Source organism: Acinetobacter sp. 161(2023), assembly GCF_037027805.1.
In the GTDB taxonomy this organism is placed as follows: domain Bacteria; phylum Pseudomonadota; class Gammaproteobacteria; order Pseudomonadales; family Moraxellaceae; genus Acinetobacter.
This window is the reverse complement of sequence record NZ_JAZEYD010000002.1, coordinates 44,043-64,075: the sequence shown is the minus strand read 5'-3', so window position 1 is coordinate 64,075 and position 20,033 is coordinate 44,043. Positions and strand designations below refer to the sequence as shown.

Annotated in this window: 18 protein-coding genes; 7 read left to right on the top strand and 11 right to left on the bottom strand. The window is 37.9% G+C overall.

The features are described from left to right. The first annotated feature begins 52 nt into the window (after window positions 1–52). The 3 genes from mfd (at window position 53) to WA249_RS01990 (ending at window position 5,672) form a co-directional block, all read left to right on the top strand. Entirely contained in the window at window positions 53–3,514 is a 3,462-nt protein-coding gene (gene mfd, locus WA249_RS02000) for a transcription-repair coupling factor (protein ID WP_336166200.1), read from the top strand. 201 nt (window positions 3,515–3,715) lie between these two features. After that, the gene (locus tag WA249_RS01995) at window positions 3,716–4,150 is read left to right on the top strand and encodes an HIT domain-containing protein (RefSeq protein WP_004792657.1); all 435 of its coding nucleotides are present in this window, start codon (window positions 3,716–3,718) and stop codon (window positions 4,148–4,150) included. A 55-nt stretch (window positions 4,151–4,205) separates the two neighbouring features. Then, on the top strand, window positions 4,206–5,672 hold the full coding sequence (locus tag WA249_RS01990) for an adenylate/guanylate cyclase domain-containing protein (protein WP_016138265.1): 1,467 nt from the start codon (window positions 4,206–4,208) through the stop codon (window positions 5,670–5,672). Window positions 5,673–5,725: 53 nt separating this feature from the next. Here the strand turns inward: WA249_RS01990 and fdx are convergent, their stop codons facing one another. The 8 genes from fdx to WA249_RS01950 all read right to left on the bottom strand — a co-directional run bounded on the left by fdx (window position 5,726) and on the right by WA249_RS01950 (window position 11,837). Beyond that, window positions 5,726–6,064, bottom strand: coding sequence for an ISC system 2Fe-2S type ferredoxin (gene fdx / locus WA249_RS01985; RefSeq protein ID WP_004792653.1), 339 nt, complete (start codon window positions 6,062–6,064; stop codon window positions 5,726–5,728). Window positions 6,065–6,081: 17 nt separating this feature from the next. Further along, window positions 6,082–7,941 carry a Fe-S protein assembly chaperone HscA gene (gene hscA, locus WA249_RS01980; RefSeq protein ID WP_336166197.1) on the bottom strand — a complete coding sequence of 620 codons (1,860 nt, stop codon included), beginning with the start codon at window positions 7,939–7,941 and terminating at the stop codon, window positions 6,082–6,084. 38 nt (window positions 7,942–7,979) lie between these two features. Further along, window positions 7,980–8,498: a Fe-S protein assembly co-chaperone HscB gene (gene hscB / locus WA249_RS01975; RefSeq protein ID WP_336166194.1), complete on the bottom strand. Its 519-nt coding sequence runs from the start codon at window positions 8,496–8,498 to the stop codon at window positions 7,980–7,982. Between the two features lie 83 nt (window positions 8,499–8,581). Next, the gene (gene iscA, locus WA249_RS01970) at window positions 8,582–8,902 is read right to left on the bottom strand and encodes an iron-sulfur cluster assembly protein IscA (RefSeq protein WP_004792648.1); all 321 of its coding nucleotides are present in this window, start codon (window positions 8,900–8,902) and stop codon (window positions 8,582–8,584) included. A gap of 30 nt (window positions 8,903–8,932) precedes the next feature. Continuing rightward, entirely contained in the window at window positions 8,933–9,319 is a 387-nt protein-coding gene (gene iscU, locus WA249_RS01965) for a Fe-S cluster assembly scaffold IscU (protein ID WP_003651560.1), read from the bottom strand. A gap of 67 nt (window positions 9,320–9,386) precedes the next feature. Then, window positions 9,387–10,604: an IscS subfamily cysteine desulfurase gene (locus WA249_RS01960; protein ID WP_336166192.1), complete on the bottom strand. Its 1,218-nt coding sequence runs from the start codon at window positions 10,602–10,604 to the stop codon at window positions 9,387–9,389. Window position 10,605: 1 nt separating this feature from the next. Beyond that, window positions 10,606–11,079: an Rrf2 family transcriptional regulator gene (locus WA249_RS01955; RefSeq protein ID WP_016138261.1), complete on the bottom strand. Its 474-nt coding sequence runs from the start codon at window positions 11,077–11,079 to the stop codon at window positions 10,606–10,608. Between the two features lie 110 nt (window positions 11,080–11,189). Next, window positions 11,190–11,837: a hypothetical protein gene (locus WA249_RS01950; RefSeq protein WP_336166191.1), complete on the bottom strand. Its 648-nt coding sequence runs from the start codon at window positions 11,835–11,837 to the stop codon at window positions 11,190–11,192. Window positions 11,838–12,045: 208 nt separating this feature from the next. Between WA249_RS01950 and WA249_RS01945 the strand changes: the two genes are divergently transcribed. The 3 genes from WA249_RS01945 (at window position 12,046) to WA249_RS01935 (ending at window position 14,939) form a co-directional block, all read left to right on the top strand. Further along, a complete protein-coding gene (locus tag WA249_RS01945) occupies window positions 12,046–12,501 on the top strand; it encodes a phasin family protein (RefSeq protein ID WP_336166189.1) in 456 nt (151 codons plus the stop codon). A gap of 168 nt (window positions 12,502–12,669) precedes the next feature. After that, entirely contained in the window at window positions 12,670–12,942 is a 273-nt protein-coding gene (locus WA249_RS01940) for an HU family DNA-binding protein (protein ID WP_001043034.1), read from the top strand. A gap of 131 nt (window positions 12,943–13,073) precedes the next feature. Beyond that, window positions 13,074–14,939 carry a SurA N-terminal domain-containing protein gene (locus tag WA249_RS01935; RefSeq protein ID WP_336166187.1) on the top strand — a complete coding sequence of 622 codons (1,866 nt, stop codon included), beginning with the start codon at window positions 13,074–13,076 and terminating at the stop codon, window positions 14,937–14,939. 48 nt (window positions 14,940–14,987) lie between these two features. Here WA249_RS01935 and WA249_RS01930 read toward each other — a convergent pair whose 3' ends face one another. Next, the gene (locus tag WA249_RS01930) at window positions 14,988–15,932 is read right to left on the bottom strand and encodes an AraC family transcriptional regulator (protein WP_442891947.1); all 945 of its coding nucleotides are present in this window, start codon (window positions 15,930–15,932) and stop codon (window positions 14,988–14,990) included. 189 nt (window positions 15,933–16,121) lie between these two features. Here WA249_RS01930 and WA249_RS01925 point away from each other — a divergent pair, with 189 nt between their 5' ends. Then, complete coding sequence (locus WA249_RS01925; protein ID WP_336166185.1) at window positions 16,122–17,342, top strand: alkane 1-monooxygenase; 1,221 nt, start codon at window positions 16,122–16,124, stop codon at window positions 17,340–17,342. 107 nt (window positions 17,343–17,449) lie between these two features. On the opposite strand, the gene WA249_RS01920 is transcribed toward WA249_RS01925, so the two are convergent. Together WA249_RS01920 and WA249_RS01915 are read right to left on the bottom strand one after the other, a co-directional pair. Further along, window positions 17,450–18,655: an acyl-CoA dehydrogenase family protein gene (locus WA249_RS01920; RefSeq protein ID WP_336166184.1), complete on the bottom strand. Its 1,206-nt coding sequence runs from the start codon at window positions 18,653–18,655 to the stop codon at window positions 17,450–17,452. A gap of 23 nt (window positions 18,656–18,678) precedes the next feature. Further along, window positions 18,679–19,962: an acyl-CoA dehydrogenase family protein gene (locus tag WA249_RS01915; RefSeq protein WP_336166451.1), complete on the bottom strand. Its 1,284-nt coding sequence runs from the start codon at window positions 19,960–19,962 to the stop codon at window positions 18,679–18,681. Between the last annotated feature and the right edge of the window lie 71 nt (window positions 19,963–20,033).

Genomic DNA, 20,033 nt, shown 5'->3' with positions numbered 1-20,033 from the left:
ACATCATGCTACTATTAGGCTTATATCTTCTTAGCTGATAAAAGCCATATACATGTTTCAACAAGAAATCTCTCAATTGAATTTACAACAGCTCAAAGCCGGTGAAAAGCGTTGGGTGGGGTCGTTATTAGGTTCATCTGCTGCATTATTATTTAAAGAAATTGCTGTTCAGCATTCTTCTTTACTTGTTGTGGTCGCTAGAAATAACCAACATGTTGCTCAATTAGAAAGTGAACTTGAGTTTTATGGCATAAAACCGACAATTTTCCCTGATTGGGAAATCTTGCCTTATGATCGTTTGTCACCTCATCAAGATATTGTGTCAGAGCGCCTCGCAATTTTATCTAATATGCCTCAGAAGGGGGTGTTGCTCCTTTCAGCAAGCACTTTAGCCCAAAGAGTTGCACCATATTCATGGGTTTTAGGTGAGCATTTTGATATTCGTGTAGGTCAAAAATTTGATTTAGAGCAACAGAAATTACGTTTGGTACAAGCTGGTTATCATTTGGTAGATACTGTTTATGATCACGGTGAGTTTGCTGTGCGTGGCAGTATTATGGATATTTTTGCGTCAGGGCAAGAAGCACCTATCCGTATCGATCTATTTGACGATGAAATTGATACATTAAAATTCTTTGATCCAGAAACGCAAAGAACGACTACAGCTTTAAAAAGTTTTACAGTTTTACCTGCAAAAGAATTTCCGTTAAAAGAAGCACGTTCAATTTTTAGAGATCGGTATTCCGAACTTTTCCCTACAGCAAACCCTAAGAAAAACCCGATTTATCAAGATGTTTTAGAGGGAATTGCTTCACCAGGAATTGAATTTTATTTACCATTGTTTTTTGATAAAGCACAAATGGAATCGCAAAGTACACTTACAACGTACTTTCCAAAGAATTGCATTGTAATTACAACTAATGATGTAGATACTGATTTAACTAACTTTTGGAAAGAAGTTTTTCGTCGTTATGAAGATAGACGTCATAACGTAGATCAGCCAATTCTTCCACCTGAAGAGTTATTTATTGCTCCAAATCATTTGCTCAGTGCTTTAAATCAGTTCCCGCGTATGCTTGTAAGTGCCGAGACTGTTGAAGAAAAAGCTGGTGCATTAAACCTTAAGGTCGAGCAGCCACCAAAGTTAGCGGTCGATCCGAAAAAAGAAAAACCGTTTTCTATCGTTAAAAAATATATTGATGAAGCAAATCATCCCGTTTTATTGGTTGCAGAAAGTGCAGGTCGACGTGAAAGTTTAAGAGATGGTTTGCGTGCCAGTTTAGGAGATATTCCTGGCGTAGACAGTTTTGAACAATTTCAGACGAGCCAGTTTGCAATTGCTATTACAAATGCTCCGCTAGATCGTGGCTTACTTTTAACAGACCAATTGTCGGTTATTTCAGAAAATCAGTTATATGAACATCGGGTAGTTCAGCGACGACGTAAACGTCAGCAAGAAGTTTCAGAAGAGTTCTTAATTCGAAGTTTGACTGAACTCAGTATTGATGCCCCTGTTGTCCATATTGATCATGGTGTGGGACGTTATGCAGGATTAGTGACTTTAGCAATTGAGGGGCAAGATTATGAATTCTTGCAGCTAAATTATGCTGAAGGGTCAAAAGTTTATGTCCCTGTAACTAATTTGCATCTTATTAGCCGCTATAGTGGTGGAGATCCAGATTTAGCTCCACTTCATAAAATTGGAAGTGATGCGTGGAGTAAAGCTAAACGTAAAGCTCTAGAACAAATTCATGATGTTGCAGCCGAATTGTTACATATACAAGCACGTCGTCAATCAAAACCCGGTTTTGGTTTTGAACTCGACCAATCGCTTTATATGCAATTTGCCAGTGGATTTGCTTATGAAGAAACGCTCGATCAGGCAAATGCTATTGAAGCCACCCTTCACGATATGCAACAAGCGAGACCGATGGATCGACTTGTTTGTGGAGATGTAGGTTTCGGTAAAACTGAAGTAGCCATGCGAGCTGCGTTTGTTGCGGTGCAAAATGGCAAACAAGTTGCTGTTTTAGTGCCTACAACTTTACTTGCACAACAACATTATGAATCTTTTAAAGATCGTTTTGCTGATTGGCCGGTGCGTATAGAAGTGTTGTCACGCTTTGGCTCAAATACAACCCATACAAAAAATATTGAAGATTTAATTGCGGGTAAAGTCGATATTGTTGTGGGAACACACAAGCTTTTACAAGAAAGTGTGCAATTTAAAGATTTGGGCCTAATGGTGGTCGATGAAGAACATCGATTTGGTGTGCGTGATAAAGAGCGTATCAAAGCATTGCGTGCAGATGTAGATATGTTGACGCTTACTGCAACACCAATCCCCCGGACTTTAAATATGGCTTTTTCGGGAATGCGTGATTTATCTATCATTGCTACACCTCCAGCCCGTCGTTTAGCGGTTAAAACCTTTGTACAAGAACATACGGAAGCCTCTATTAAAGAAGCTATTTTGCGTGAATTACTACGTGGCGGCCAAGTATACTTCTTACACAACGAAGTCGATACGATTGAAAGGGCTGCTGAAAATATTCGTGTTCTTGTACCTGAAGCTCGTGTGGCAGTCGCTCATGGACAAATGAGAGAACGAGAGCTCGAGCAGGTTATGCAGCAGTTCTATCACAAAGAATTTAATGTATTAGTATGCTCAACCATTATTGAAACTGGTATTGATGTTCCAAGTGCTAATACAATTTTGATAGAAAGGGCCGACAAACTTGGTTTAGCTCAATTACACCAATTACGTGGGCGTGTAGGACGATCACATCACCAAGCCTATGCTTATCTATTAGTTCCTTCTATAAAACACTTGAAAGGTGATGCAGAAAAACGTTTGGACGCAATCCAACGTGCTTCTACTCTGGGTGCTGGCTTTATGTTAGCTACAGAAGATTTAGAAATTCGTGGTGCGGGTGAGCTTTTAGGTGAGCAGCAAAGCGGTTCAATGCAGGCAATTGGATATAGCTTGTATATGGAAATGCTTGAAAAAGCCACTAAGGCAATTCAGCAAGGGAAAACACCGAATTTTGATGCACCATTATCGCTGACTGCGGAAATTAATTTGCATATTCCTGCGCTTATTCCTGATGAGTATCTAGGAGATGTACATCAGCGTTTATTGTTCTATAAACGTATTAGTAATACAGATACCCAAGAAAAGCTCGATAACATCCGTATGGAACTCATTGATCGTTTTGGGGTTCCTCCGCAATCGGTTAAACATTTGTTTAGTGTCCATCAGATTCGCTTGAAAGCTGAACACCTAGGCATCACCAAAATCGATATTAATACTCAAGGTGGCAATATTGAGTTCTCACCAGATACACCTGTTCAAGCGATCAGTATTATTCAGCTCATGCAAAAGCATCCAACCTATTATCGTATGGAAGGTGGACAGCGTTTAAAAGTGATGGTTCAGCTCGAGGAACAGGAAAAGCGCATTCAATTTATTAACGATTTGTTAGCTAAATTATTAAATGAATTACATGCTTAAATAGTGTTTCGAAGTGATTTTTATCCCATACAAATTTTTTGAAAGCTGATCTCAGAATTTTATGCACGATTTCTCCAGTCACAGGAGGAATAAGTGCATAAAATCATTGTTATTTGTAATCAAACCAGCCACTAGCAATACTCACATCAAAACTGATGTGATAGTATTAGCCATTATTGTTTATTGTCATTTATAAAAGATATGTTTAGTTTGCATCCACAACTTGCTCAAGATACTTTTTTTGTAGGCGATTTTCCGCTTTCAACATGTCGTTTAATGAATGATATGCAATTCCCGTGGCTGATTTTAATCCCTCGTGTGCCGGGAATCACAGAATTATATGAATTGAGTCAAGCTGATCAAGAACAGTTTTTACGTGAATCAAGTTGGTTGTCTAGCCAGCTAGCTCGAGTATTCCGTGCTGATAAAATGAACGTTGCAGCTCTAGGTAACATGGTACCTCAGTTGCATTTCCATCATGTCGTGCGTTATCAAAATGATGTTGCATGGCCTAAGCCAGTTTGGGGCACACCTGCAGTTCCATACACAAATGATGTGCTGGCTCATATGCGTCAAACCCTTATGCTTGCTTTACGTGGTCAAGGTGATATGCCTTTTGATTGGCGCATGGATTAATCGATGCAACGCCACATTTATATGAATGTGGCTACATTGAGGTGTGGAGGATAGGGTGCAATTAGAGAGGTTTATCGATAGAGAGCCTAAGCAGTTTGCATATTTTCATCGCTTGATGGGATATTCAATTCTGTCCTTAATTTTAGTGATCTATGCTTTTACCTCACCTAATACAAATTATCAGATCTACATTCCTCCTTTTTTTCTGTTTTTACTTTTTATTAGTTCGAAGTTAGAACATTGGCTTCAATACCAATTTGATAAGAAAACTCAAAAAAGTGTCTTTTTTGCAATTGATGCAATTGTCGTAGCAGTTACCTTGGCGGGTCTGCATCTTAATTTGGTGCCTACATTTATTGCAGTATTTGCATTATTTTATTCTGCAATTAATAGCCGTATTTCTTTCGCAGTCATTTGTTTGACGAGCCTACTAGGCGCGATTATTTTTTATTTAAGTACGTTTTTCTTATTTGGTTTTTATACATATTTTGAACCTACTAGCCAAGAGTTAACTGTAATTACGCTCTTAGGTTTGGTTATGTTTATTACCATTGGGAATTACTACCAACATCGTTGGGTTAAAAAGATCAGTCAGCAGCGTCAACATTATTATGATCAAATGACGCGGTATATTGCTTTTGCTAATCAGTTAAGTCGTTATGCACCACTACAGCTGTGGCAATCTATCATGCGCGGTGAAGCGGAAGCAAAAATTGAATATAAACGAAAAAAAATGACTGTATTTTTTTCTGATATTCAAGGCTTTACAGAGTTATCTGAAACTTTAATTCCAGATGATTTGGCTTTTTTACTTAATGATTATTTAAGCCATATGACTGAAATTGCCAAGCAGTATGAAGCTACCGTCGACAAATTTATGGGGGATGCCATCCTCATATTTTTTGGTGATCCCAATTCTCAGGGTGTAGAGCAAGATGCAAAAGCCTGTGTAGAAATGGCAATCGCTATGCGTCAGCAAATGAAATTACTGCGTGAGCGTTGGAAAAAAATGGGCTACTCAGCCTTACATATTCGCATGGGAATTAGTACTGGTTACTGCCACGTAGGGAATTATGGGGCAACACATCGTATGGCTTATACTATTGTGGGTCGTGATGTGAATTTAGCTGCTCGTTTACAATATGCTGCTGAAATTGATGAAATTTTAATTTCAGATGATACTTATCAATTAATTAAAAGTGATTTTCTTTGTGCTCCAAAAACCCCAATTTACTTAAAAGGTATTCAAGGGGCTGTGAAGACATGGCAAGTAATGGAGAAATACACAGGGAATAAGTCAGATCATCAGCAATGGTTCGACTATGAGTATAAAGGCTTCCATTTAGTACTTAATTTAGAAGAAGTACAAAACTATGAATATCCTGAATTAGTAGAAGTGCTTGAAAAAATGATTCAACGGCTTAAAGTTCAACAAACTTTAATTAATACTCAAGGCATTGCACGGTTAAGACTAGAAGATGAAGTTAAACCTGTTGAAATTGATCAACAAGATCAAGTTTAAAGCTTAAAATGGGAAGCAAAAAAAAAGCTGCTTTTAAAAGCAGCTTTTCTATTTTAATGACTTTCGGAAGCGTGATTGATTGTGTATTTAGGAATCTCAATTTCCAAATCTTCATCAACAATCTTCACTTGGCAAGAGAGACGAGAATCTGGTTCAAGACCCCAAGCTCGATCTAGAAGATCTGCTTCAACATCATCCATTTCTTCTAGGCTGTCAAAACCCTTGCGAACGACTACGTGACAAGTTGTACAAGCACACGACATGTCACAAGCGTGTTCAATTTTAATTCCTCGATCGAGCAAACTTTGACAAAGATTTGCATTTTGTTCGACTTCAAATTCTGCGCCTTCAGGGCAAAATTGAGCATGAGGAAGTACTTTAATACGGGGCATATTGATCACCTATACCTTTAGTTTGAATTTGACCAATCTTCAAGTTTTGTACCTTTTAGGGCGTGGTCAATATGTCGATTCATACGTAGTGCGGCAAAAGCATCACTATGTACTTTAAGTTGTTCTACAGCTTTTTCAATTGCTTGAATATCATTGCCTTCAAGCTGAACTTTTAGCAAATTCTCAGCAGTTTTAAGTGCTTCAAGTTGCTCATTATTAAGTAAATCAGCATCGACTTTGAGAGCTTGTTCTAAAGCTTCGAGTTCACGTTGTGCTTCAACTTTGGTTTCTTTTAAATGACGCAGGTTTTTATCTTCTTCCGCGTGTTGGAATCCTTCAACTAATAAACGTTCAGTATCAGATTCTGATAACCCATAAGATGGTTTAATATCAATTTGAGCCTGTACACCTGAAGTTGTTTCACGAGCCGAAACAGTAAGTAGACCATCTGCGTCTACCTGAAAGGTAACTTCAATGCGTGCTTGACCAGCAGTCATTGGAGGAATGCCATGAAGGACAAATCTTCCTAATGAACGACAATGTTCTACCAAATCTCGTTCACCTTGAACCACATGAATAAGCATGGCTGTTTGGCCATCTTGATAAGTTGTGAATTCTTGACGACGAGCAACAGGAATAGCGGTATTACGTGAAATAAGACGCTCTACTAATCCACCCATGGTTTCTAAACCAAGTGAAAGAGGAGTTACGTCTAAAAGTAATGAACCGTCTTGACTGTTTCCAATTAATTGGTTGGCAGTAATCGATGCGCCAATTGCAACTACTTCATCAGGGTTGATCGTGCAAAGTGGTTCTTGATTAAAGACATTCCGAACTGCTTGCTGAACAGCATACGAACGGGTAGAACCACCCACTAAAACAACATTTTGAATATCTGATAATTCAAGTTTTGCATCACGTAAAACACGCTTACAAACACTGATTGTTTTATCTAAAGCAACCTGAATAATGCTTTCAAAAGTTGAGCGATCAAGTGTTAGTACATTTTCAAGTAATTTTAACTGAACTGATTCTTGCGTAGATAATTGTTCTTTTGCTTGACGAGCAGCAACAATAAATACGGCATATGCTTCATCACTCAAAGTATCAATATCTAATTGCTTTTTAGCCCATTTAACAATGAGACGATCTAAATCATCACCACCTAATGCAGTGTGGCCGCCGGTAGCTAAAACTTCAAAGACACCTTGTGAGAAACGCAAGATTGATACGTCAAAAGTACCACCACCTAAATCATAAATTACATAGTTATGATCTGTAGCTAAATTAGTTTCTTGATCTAAACCATAAGCCACAGCTGCAGCAGTTGGCTCATTTAATAAACGTAATACATTTAAGCCAGCAAGTTGTGCTGCATCACGAGTTGCTTGTCGTTGAGCTTCATCGAAATAGGCAGGAACAGTAATAACAGCACCATTTACTGGATTCTGTAGGCTAGTTTCAGCACGGTCTTTTAATTGTTTTAAAATTTCAGCAGAAATTTCAACAGGGGTTTTACGACCAGCGCGTGTTTCAAAAGCCGGCATCTCATTTTCAGAACCCATTAATTCATATGGATGTTGAAATTTGATATCTGCTTTTGAACGACCCATAAACCGTTTTACAGAAACAATTGTATTTTTAGGATCGGCAATAAGGAAAGGCTTTGCTTCTTCACCATAGTGAATTACATCATTTCCATAGTGCACAATAGAAGGAAGGAGTCTTCTTTCTTTTTCGTCATTGAGTACTTTAGGTTTGCCTGATAACACTGTCGCAACTAAAGAATGTGTTGTTCCTAGGTCGATACCAATCGCAATGCGGTGTTGATGTGGGGCACTGGATTGACCCGGTTCAGCAATTTGCAAAAGTGCCATGAGTTAAATCCCTTGAATATAATTTGGAAAAAGCAAAATTAAAAATCGTCGTCTAAATCAAAGTTGTCTTCGTCATCCAACATTTGATCTTCTGCTTTTTCAATATCGTTAAGAACGCGCTGGAAGAAACGTAATTTACGTACAGTATCTCGAGCTTCACTCCAGTCTTCATCTGAGTAATCAATTTTAAATTCGCGAACTAAACTCTCTATCCACTGAAACACTTCTTGTTTAAGAGTGCTTAGGTGCTCTTGTGAGGTTGCTTCATCAAGTTGTTCACGAAGTTCCAAAGCTGATTGTAAGAACTCAAAATCGCTAATAGATTGATCGAGGTGATGGTCTTGCTTTTTTAATGCTAAAAGATAAGCGGCGCGGCTGTCTATTTGCGATAGTGTTTTAAAAGCTTGATTGATTTCACTTGATTTGATCAAAGCCTGATTTTTATCTTCTGCTTTATCAGGATGATGTTGCTGCTGCAAATTCAAGAAACTAGATTTTAAGCTCGCCAAATCGATATCGAGTTCTACGGGTAAATTGAACAACTCAAAATGATTCATTAGAAAGGAGGTCCACGTTAATTAAATACATTAAAACAGTGCTATAAAAGTCACTGTTTTAATGAGAGATGGAAGGAGAAGGGTTATACAGTGAAAGACTCACCGCAACCACATTCACCTTTTTTATTGGGATTGTTAAATTCGAACCCTTCATTAAGGCCATTTTTGACGTAGTCCATTTCTAAGCCTTCTAAATACACATGACTTTTTGGATCTACAAATACCTTAACGCCAAATTGTTCGAAAACTTCGTCATGTTCATCGACAGAATCAACAAATTCAAGAACGTAAGCCAACCCAGAACAACCAGAAGTTTTCACACCCACGCGAATGCCTTCACCCTTACCTCGATTTTTAAGGTAATTGCTAATATGAGTCGCAGCATTTTCAGTTAAATGAATCATGAAAACTCCAACGTTTAGAATGGTAACAAATTACGCTTTAGATTTTTTAGTGCGGTAATCTTCAATCGCAGCTTTAATCGCATCTTCAGCTAATACAGAACAGTGGACTTTTACTGGTGGAAGTGCAAGCTCAGTCGCAATATCAATATTCTTGATGGTTTGAGCTTCATCAAGAGTCTTGCCTTTTAACCATTCGGTTACAAGAGAACTTGATGCGATTGCAGAACCACAACCATAAGTTTTAAAGCGTGCTTCTTCAATCACACCGTTATCGTTTACTTGGATTTGTAAACGCATTACGTCACCACATGCAGGTGCACCGACCATACCTGTACCAACATTTTCAGAGTTTTTATCTAAAACACCAACATTACGTGGATTTTCGTAATGATCAATTACCTTTTCGCTATAAGCCATGTCGCTTCTCCAAACCTCGGGGTCAGCCTAATATTAATATGAGGGTAAAAACACTAATTTCAATGAATTAGTGTTCAGCCCATTCAACTGTAGAAAGATCGATACCTTCTTTATACATATCCCAAAGCGGAGAAAGTTCACGTAATTTCTCAACAGCGGCTTTGGTAATTATAAGCACATGATCAATGTCTTCTTCAGTTGTGTATTTACCAAAACTGAAGCGGATCGAGCTATGCGCTAGCTCATCAGATAAACCTAATGCGCGAAGAACGTATGAAGGCTCTAAAGTTGCAGAAGTACAAGCGGAACCACTTGATACAGCAGCATCTTTAAGTGCCATCATTAGAGATTCACCTTCAACAAAGTTAAAGCTGACATTTAAATAGTTAGCAACGTTTTGAGTTGGATGGCCGTTTAAGAAAACCTGTTCAAGGTCTTGTAAACCATTCCAAAGTTTGTCACGTAGTTTACGAATACGTTCTTGTTCTGCGTGCATTCTTTTGCCAGCAAGTTCAAAAGCTTCACCCATACCAACAATTTGGTGAGTTGCTAAAGTACCAGAGCGCATACCACGTTCATGACCACCGCCATGAATTTGTGCTTTTAAACGAACACGTGGGCTACGACGTACATATAATGCACCGATACCTTTTGGACCATAAATTTTATGAGCAGAGAAACTCATAAGATCAATTTTCATGGTAGATAAATCGATTTCGACTTTACCAGCAGCTTGAGCAGCATCTACATGGAAGAACGTTTTATTGGCACGTGTTAATTCACCAATTGCTGCTACATCTGTAACTGTACCGATTTCGTTGTTTACCATCATAAGAGAAACAAGAACAGTATCAGGGCGAAGGGCAGCTTTTACCATTTCAGGGGTAATTAAACCAGTTTGTGGTTCTGGTTCTAAATAAGTAATTTCAAAACCCTGATCTTCTAATTCACGACAAGGATCTAGAACAGCTTTGTGTTCAATTTTACTTGTAATAATGTGCTTGCCTTTAGATGCATAAAATTGTGCTACACCTTTTAGGGCAAGGTTATCTGATTCAGTTGCACCAGAAGTCCAAACGATTTCACGTGGATCAGCTTTGATTAAATTTGCAACTTGCTCACGTGCATATTCAACTTTCTCTTCTGCCTGCCAGCCATAAGCATGGGAACGAGATGCAGCATTACCAAAGGTACCGTCGAAAGTTAAACACTCCATCATACGTTCTGCAACTTGCGGATCTACTGGAGTGGTTGCTGCGTAATCAAGATAAATTGGACGTTTCATATCAAATACCTGTACCCGATAAAAGAGCTGAATCTATGCCAGTCACATTTTGGCGTAATGCAACAGTTTGAACGTTGTCTCGGCTAATGAGGTCGGCAAGAGAGATTTTTGCTAAATAGTCGGCAATATGATGAGAGAGTTCTTGCCATAAATCGTGTGTGAGACACATTGCACCATTTTGGCAGTTAGCTTTGTGGTCGCAACGTGTTGCATCAACAGTTTCATTTACAGCTTCAATAATTTCTAACACAGTAATTTCATCAGCATTTCGAGCCAAATGATAACCACCATTTGCACCACGAACGCTAGAAACTAAGCCATGACGCTTAAGTTTTGCGAATAACTGTTCTAAATAAGCAACTGAAATGGATTGGCGAGCGGCAATTTCGGCGAGCGTGATCGTTTGTTCAGTTGGCTGCAAAGCTAAATCAAGTAGAGCAGTCACTGCGTAGCGACCGCGAGTTGTAAGGCGCATGATTCGATACACATGTTAAGACTAGATAATAGGATTTTATGAATCCCGACTAAAATAGTCAAGTTTTTTTATTTTTAATTCAAGTGCAGGAACAAAAGGAAAAAATTAATTTAAGCAGCCCACAAATTATATATGAAATAAACAATAAATATTAGGCTAATTATACCAAAGGCGAAGTTAATATTACGTTGACGCTGCTGTAAGCGAGTAATTCGATTTTGATATTGTTTGATTTCGACATGAAGTGAATTGATTTCTGAACGTTGTTGATCAATTTTTTCAAGCAATGGGGCAATTCGTTTACGTGAAGCAAGAGTTTCAGCTTCATCATCAGGGGTGTTAAACCATTGCTTCCAGTCAGCTAATAGTTTAGGCAGAGTAAGATGAGAAATTAAATCCAATAACTCTTTCTTGGTTTCTGCATCACCATCAATGCGCATGTTTTTAAGACTGCGCTGGTTTGAAAAAGCGAAAATCTTAATCAAATCGATAAGCGTACTATTGATTTCAAGATCAATACGTCGGTCAAAAGAGTGGATATCGAACAACAAACCCTTTTCTGTAAATTGAACATAAAAGTCAAAAAAAGGAAGGTAGCTATTGATACGAATAGTTGTTTTGTTTGAAATAAACTTTTTCGCTTGCAAGCGAAGAACACCATCGTGGGTGAGAATAAATGAAAAGAAAGTTTCTAAAATAATTAGAACAATATTCAGCAACAGACGGGGGTGTTTTTGTCTTTGTTGCGTTTCACTCATAAAAGTTTATCCTTACAAATAGCAGTTAACCGAAGAATGGGACATCCTATCCCAAACTTTAATAAATGTCCTGTTAAATATATTTACATGACTTAATTGCTTTGTAGAACAGTTTTGTAAATGGATCAAGTCTTTACTTTGATATTATAGAAATATTTTGTGGTCAAATCAGTCATCATCTCTCTCATCTGATTAGGAGTTTAGATTAATGGATAATGCAAATATAGATACGCAGGCAGAAGAGTTAGAAGAAAAAAATAAATTAAAATCAAAAAGTTCAAGAAAGTCGGCTTTGGATTTTAGAAAGTATACCAAGCAAATTTGGTTAGCTGGGCTAGGAGCTTTTTCACGCGCAGAAGAAGAGGGTAACAAGCTATTCGACTCTTTGGTAAAGGTAGGAGAAGAGTTAGAGTCAAAAACTGGAGACTTAGCAGATAACACTGTAGGCAAAGTCACAGAAAAAGCGAAAGAATCTGTATCTGAAACAAAAGATAAAGTAGAGAAAATTCTTGATACCAGTGTTAACCATTCTTTAAACCGGATTGGATTGGTCACTCCAAAGGATTTACAGCACATTGAACAGCTCTTAGTACAGCTTCATATTAAGGTGGATGCTTTAATAGAAGAAAACCAGCAGTTGAAAGAAAAATTGAATAAAAAGTAAAAAATGTTGGGATTTAGCAAATATATAACAGTTTTTTAGCATTTATTTTCGCTAAAAGCCCTGCTCTAGTATTGCGTTTTCCCCCAAAGCATTGCTATAAAGGCGTCATGGCCTTTTAAACTATAGCCTTGGACCTTAAACAAACGATATTAAGAGGATGTTTTATTCATGAATAAATCAGAATTAATCGATGCAATTGCTGAAAAAGGGGGAGTATCTAAGACTGATGCAGGCAAGGCACTCGATGCGACAATTGCGTCAATTACTGAAGCACTTAAAAAAGGTGACACAGTAACTTTAGTTGGTTTTGGTACTTTCAGTGTTAAAGAGCGTGCTGCACGTACTGGTCGTAACCCTAAAACTGGTGAAGAGCTTCAAATTAAAGCAACAAAAGTACCTAGCTTCAAAGCGGGTAAAGGTCTTAAAGATTCAGTAGCTTAATCTTTTAAGATGATTAAACGCGCCAATATAGGCGCGTTTTTTATTAAAAATCTGAATTGACCAATATTGCTCATTCATTGATTGTGGTTTTTCAGTTAAAATTCGCCTCGAAATAAAATATTGGAATACTTATGGAATCGTTTCGTACAGTCATTAAGGGTTGGCTCGGCAAAGTCCTTCTAATTTTGTTTTTGACCCCTTTAGCACTTGTAGGTATTGAAGGATATTTTAATAGGGGAAACAAGGCTGATGTTGCAAAAACAGTAAATGGCCAAGAAATATCTAAGAAAGACCTCGAAACTTTAACTCAGTCTTACAAAAAACAATACTTAGCTGCTGTTAAAGGTGATGAGAGTTTACTTAATTTGCCTGTTATTCAGGCTAAAGCACTCGATATTTTGGTGTCGCGTAATTTATTAATTCAACAAGCTGAAAAATTAGGTATTTCACTGAGTGATACTCAAATTGAGCAAATGTTAGCTCAGCAGCCTAGTTTGCAAGAGAATGGACAGTTCTCGCAAAAACTCTATGAAAATTATTTACGTTCTATTGGTATGACAAGTCAGGGCTTAATATCTAGCCTTCGTCAAGATCATGCTTTAAAAATGCTAACTTCAACTTTTTCTGATTATTCCTTGGTAAGTAAAGTTGATTTAATGCAAATTGCGAATTTGCAAACTGAACAACGTACATTACATTTGGCTAGTATTAAATTAGATGGTTATAAAACAGGTTTAACTGCATCTAATCAAGAAGCTACAGATTATTACAACAAACATCAAAATGAGTTTAAACAACAGGCTTCTGTTGATGTGGATTATGTTGTTCTGTCTCCATCAATGATGGCTAAACCAGCTCCTGCAACTGAGGCTGAACTCCAGCAGGCATATAGCAAGTTTGTTGAAACTCAGAAAAAAGATGCTAAACGAACTGTGAAGCATATTTTAATTACTACAGATGCTCGTGATGATGCGGCAGCTCAAAAACTTGCAAATGAAGTATATGCAAAAATTCAAGGCGGCCTAGCATTTGCAAAAGCTGCGTCTCAGTTCTCTGAAGATCCAAGTTCAAAAGCAAAAGGTGGTTTAGTTGAAGCATATGCGCCAGGTGTTTTTTCCGATGCGTTTGATAAAACTGTACTAAGCCTAAAAAATGGACAAGTTTCACAACCAGTAAAAACTCAATATGGTTATCATATTATTGAGGCAGAAAATCAAGCCAATCAGATCCCTTCATTCGAAGCTGAAAAAGCTCGTTTACTAGCGGAAGTTGAGAAGAATAAAGTTGCGACTGTTTATTCTGACTCGGTAAATAGCTTAAATGAAACGGTAGTGGGTAATGATTCTTTAGAAGGCATTGTACAAGAAGTAAAGGGTACAAAAGTTGAATCATTAAATGGAGTGACTTTAGCTACACAAAATCCATACTTAAGTGATCCGAGCGTTAAAATTAAGTTATTTAATGATGACGTAAAAAATGGTGACCGTAATGCATCGTCTAATATTCAGTTAGCGAATGGTGATACGGTATGGGTTAAAGTACGTGATTATCATGCTGCTGGTGTAAAACCTTTAGCACAAGCGATGAATGAAGCGAAAGCAAAAGTTATTGATGAAAAAGCGCGTAAAGCTGTTCAAGCAAAAATCGCTACAATGTTGGCTGAATTTAAGACTCAACCAGCAGATCAAGTTATTGCTAAAAATAAAGTGGCATTTGAATCGGCTGGCGTATTTAGTCGTTCACAGGGATTAAAGCGTGAAATTGAGCGTGCAGCATTTAGCGCAGCTCCACCTAAGGCTGGTATGTGGTCTGTTACGACAGCGAACTTACCAAATGAGCTGGTTGTTGTTGCAGTGTCAAATGTAAATTCATCTGCTGTAAATGCGATTCCAGCTGATCAGTTACAGCAGTTAAAACAACTTTATCGTCAATCGCGTGGTCAACAAATATTGGAAGATTACAGTCAATATTTAAAATCACATGCGAAAATTAAATAATAATTTGATTCAATAAAAAAAGCGCCTCGGCGCTTTTTTTATTGGCAGTTAATCTAAGCTGTTTCCAATATATTGCTGTCTATATTGTTTAGGAGATAAATCAAAAATTCGTTTAAATGCCTGACTAAATGCTGTTTCGGATGAATAGCCAACCTTATTTGATATTTGCTGAATTGATAAGTTACTTGTACGTAAATACTGACTGGCTAAACGGAAACGATAATGCTGTAAATAAGTTAGAGGTGGCTCACCAATAATGCTACTAAACAAATTTGCAAATTTAGAACGTGACATACAGCATTGTTCAGCTAAAGATTCAACTGTCCATGTGACTTCAGGTTGGCTGTGAATAGCAGATAACGCATTGCTCAGTTCAGGATGAGTTAAAGCACTTAACCAGTTTTGTTGATCTGTCATCTGTTGAATATGATCGCGAATGCATTCGATGAGCAAAATACTGACTAAGTGATCAATAATTTTGTCGTGACCTGGCCTGATTTTTTGAGTTTCAATTGCTAAAAAATAAAGCCCAATTTGTAGCCATTCGGGTGGAGTGGTTTGATTTTCATGCTTAATATGCATGATGGATGGCAGGGCATTAATAAGTGGCCCAGCCATATGAGTATCGATTTGGCAGCGTAAAGATAGCAATAATGTATTATCTGGAGATGAAGTACCAAATTCGATGGCGTCTTGTCTATGACCATTAAAAAGCGACGTTATATCTAAAGAATCTACCAACTTACTCGCTGTTGATTTTGAGTCAGTCGCACTATGTGCTTTCCCTGAAGGAATTAAAATAATATCGCCAGCAGTCGCAGTTATTTTTTCTGAAGTGTTAAGTTGAATATATACAGAACCAGTTAAAACAATATAAGCAAGTAAAGCAGATTGATCTTGTGTTTTAAAAGCCCATTCTCCTTGCGCTTTTAAATAGATGTATTCAGACTTATTCAGGTGAATATCATCAAAAAATTTACTTAGTGCATCCATATTTAAATGATCAATCATTATTTTAATAAAATTATAGTGAGCTATAAGAATAGATCAACATGTGTTTTTAGGACAGAAAAGTGGAAGAAAATGCCAAAGACTTTAACATAGGTTTTTTGGACAGTTACTACTGTTAACTAAACACTATTTCTTTAACTATATAGACATATAGAAAAAGGAAATATAGCTATGAATGCACCAGTAAATGTTCAGCACGAACTTATGCCAGTGCCTGCGTCTATGCGTGAAATAGATCGCAAACGCTTTTTATGGATGATTAGTCCTGCTTTACCTGCTATCGGTTTAGCTATTTTAGCTGGTTATCAGTTTGGTCCACGCCCTTTGAAGAAAGTCTTCGCATTAGGTGGTCCACTTTTATTACATGTCGTGATTCCTGCAATTGATACTATTATTGGGAAAGATGCTCGAAATCCGACAGATGAAGAAATTAAGCTTTTAGAAAAAGATCCATATTACTCACGTCTTGTGAAGAGCTTTATCCCTCTACAGTATGCTGCGAATGTTTATGCATGTTATTTAACAAGTCGTAAAACAACATCTTTTATTGATAAGATTTTACTTGGTATCTCAATGGGTGCAATCAATGGTATTGCGATTAATACAGCCCATGAGTTAAGTCATAAGCATGATCGTATAGACCATATTCTGTCTCATCTTGCTTTAGTTCCAACTGGCTATAATCATTTCCGTATTGAGCATCCTTACGGCCATCATAAGCGTGCAGCAACACCAGAAGATCCAGCTTCATCACGTATGGGTGAAACATTCTATGAGTTCTGGCCACGTACTGTTATTGGTTCTTTTAAGTCTGCAATAGAAATTGAAAAAAATCGTTTAAAACGTAAAGGTAAAGAATTCTGGTCTTCAGATAATGAACTATTACAAGGCTGGGGAATGACTGCTGCTTTTCATGGTTCTATGGTTGGAATTTTTGGTAAAAGTACAATTCCATATTTAGCGACGCAAGCATTTTATGGCATTAGTCTTTTTGAAATTATTAACTATATTGAGCATTATGGTTTATTACGTCAGAAAAAAGAAAATGGTCAATATGAACGCACAATGCCAGAGCATAGCTGGAACAACAATAACGTAGTAACAAACTTATTCTTGTACCAATTGCAGCGTCATTCAGACCATCATGCTTATCCGACTCGTCCTTTCCAAGCATTGCGTCATTTTGATGAGGCGCCAGAGTTGCCAAGCGGTTATGCAAGTATGTTACTACCAACATTAATCCCTTCATTGTGGTTTAAAATAATGGATAAGCGAGTTTTTGATCATTATAAAGGTGATTTAAACAAAGCAAATATTTCACCAAAACGACGTGCAAAAATCTTTAAGAAATTTGGTGTAGTTGATAAAGCCTTAGACAGTACAACCGAATAAATAAAAATATTAATTCCTGAAATACGAAGCCCTCTAGCGATTAAACTAGAGGGCTTTTTAGTTTTTGACATAAAGCTAATAAAAGAAGGGAAAATTTCCCTTAATTATTATTTTAGTTCGCTAGAAGATTTACCCAGTTCTCGGCGGGCAATGATTAATTGCTGGATTTGCTGAGTACCTTCAAAGATATCGAGAATTTTTGAGTCACGTGCCCATTTCTCAAGTAACTCATCTTCGTTATAGCCAACGCTTGCAGCCAGTTCGACACATTTTAAAGTAATCTCGTTACCCACACGACCAGCTTTCGCTTTCGCAATAGAAGCTTCTTTAGAGTTTGGCTTTTTGTTATCTGCCATCCACGTTGCTTTTAACATGAGTAGGCGAGCAGCTTCCCACTCAGCTTCCATACGGTAAATTTGCGCTGCAAGATTCGAAGCATGCAGGTAAGGGGTAGAGTAATTAGGATCGAGTTGGTCTTTAAAAATCTCTTTAATACGTTCTAGTGAAGCTTTAGCACAACCGATTGCCATTGCAGCGACTAGAGGCCGAGTATTGTCAAAAGTTTCCATTACTCCAGCAAAACCTTTAGCCACATCTACTTCGGCATTACCTAAAAGGTTTTCGGCTGGCACACGGCAATCAATAAAACTAATCACTGCCGTATCTGAAGCTTTAATTCCTAATTTATGTTCGAGACGTTCAACCTTCATTCCCGGTGTACCTTTAGGTACCACAAATGACTTAATAGCTGCACGTCCAAGTTTGCGATCAAGCGTGGCCCAAACAACGACTGAGTCTGCACGTTCGCCAGAGGTCACAAAAATCTTTTCACCATTTAAAATATAGTCATTACCATCTTTGGTTGCAGTGGTGCGGATAGCAGCAGAGTCAGAGCCACATCCTGGCTCAGTAATTGCCATTGCTGCCCATGTTCCATTGAACCGCTCTAATTGCTCATCATTTGCGACAGCAGCAATTGCTGAGTTCCCAAGCCCCTGACGTGGCATACTCAGCAATAAGCCTGTATCGCCATAACACATCTCAATAATTCCAAGAGCAGTCGACATGTTGGTTCCGTTACGAATACCCTCACTGTCTGTATCACCGCGCTTTCCAGCACCTGCAGCTCCAGCATTAATACCTTCACCACCTTCATTCATACCATCAATGAGTGAAGCGAGCATATCCAGCTCTTTGGGATACGCATGCTCAGCTTTATCATATTTACGAGAAATAGGGCGTAAAACATTGATCGCAACATCATGTGCTTGATCAATCATCATTTTGAATTTTTTAGGATTTTGTAAATTCATTAAAGTATCCTCTGATTGATCATTTAAGCATGTAAGCCAGATTGTAAAATTGCAGTAGCTCGTAAATCACGGTACCAGCGTTCAACTGGATGTTCTTTTGTGAAACCATGTCCACCAAGAATTTGCACACCATCTGTACCGATTTTCATGGATTTTTCAGCACAAAGTAGTTGGGCTAGATAAGCTTCGCGGTGAAATGGCTTGCCTGACTCTGCAAGACTTGCCGCATTTAAAATCAACATACGCATCGCATCAATTTCAATAACCATATCTGCAATCATGAAAGCGACACTTTGGCGATGAGAAATTGGTTCACCGAATGCAGTTCGTTCATTGGCATATTTAATACAATAAGCTTTTACAGCTTCACATGTACCTACAGCTATTGCACACCACATTAAGTTACCCAAATCTAAAAAAGCAGTGTAATCAAAGTCTGTTGCACCTAAGCGTAGAGCAGGAGTGTGATTAAAGCGAAGAGTTGCTGTTTCTGTGGCTTTAAGACCCATGGCTGGAGTGTTTTTTATTGAAATTGTGTCACTGCATTGCACGACAAATACGTCTGGCTTACCGTTAAAGTCTGCACTTACTAAAAATACATCAGCTAAATCACCTAAAATCACTAATGTTTTTTCGCCATCAATAAAAAACTGATCATTTTCAAGTGATGCTTTTGTTTTTAAAGCATAAGGATTAAATGCTGGAGTTGCTTCTTGAACTGCAAAGGTTGCTGTAATGTCTGAGTCTTCTGCAAAACATGGTAGATACATTGACTGAACTTCAGCAGAACCCCAACGTGTGATTGCATTGATAACGCTAAATGTACTGAGTAACCCTGCTGTGAGGCTAAAATCACCTTCAGCTAGTTTTTCAGCTATTAATAGATTACTCACAATATTTTGTTCGGTTGCGACACCACCTAATGCCTCTGGAAGTGCATAGTAGTTAAGACCTAGCTCCTCAACATATTGCCAAAGACTTTCAGGAAACTGAGCATTCTGGTCAGCTTCGTGTGCTAATCCTAATAAAACCTCTTGAGCAAATTGAGACATTGCATCAGAGGTCATTTGTTGTTCTTCAGTTAGGCTCAAATCAAATAGATTTTTTTGTTGGTGAGGTAATCGCTGTTGGGAGATCTGTTTTGGTTTAAATGCTTTTTGAGTCTGGCTTAATACTTTAAAACCAGCTTTTGAACCTTGATAAAGAGATTTTTCAACAAATTTACGCAACTTGAGTTGATCAAGTACATCGCTACCAGCCAATCTGGTGATCAGCGATAAACCCAAACCCTGAGCTTTATTGATCATACTTGTCATGATTATGGTGTCCTAACACGTTGTTATTGTTTTATGCTGACACGCCTCATATTAAAAAACTA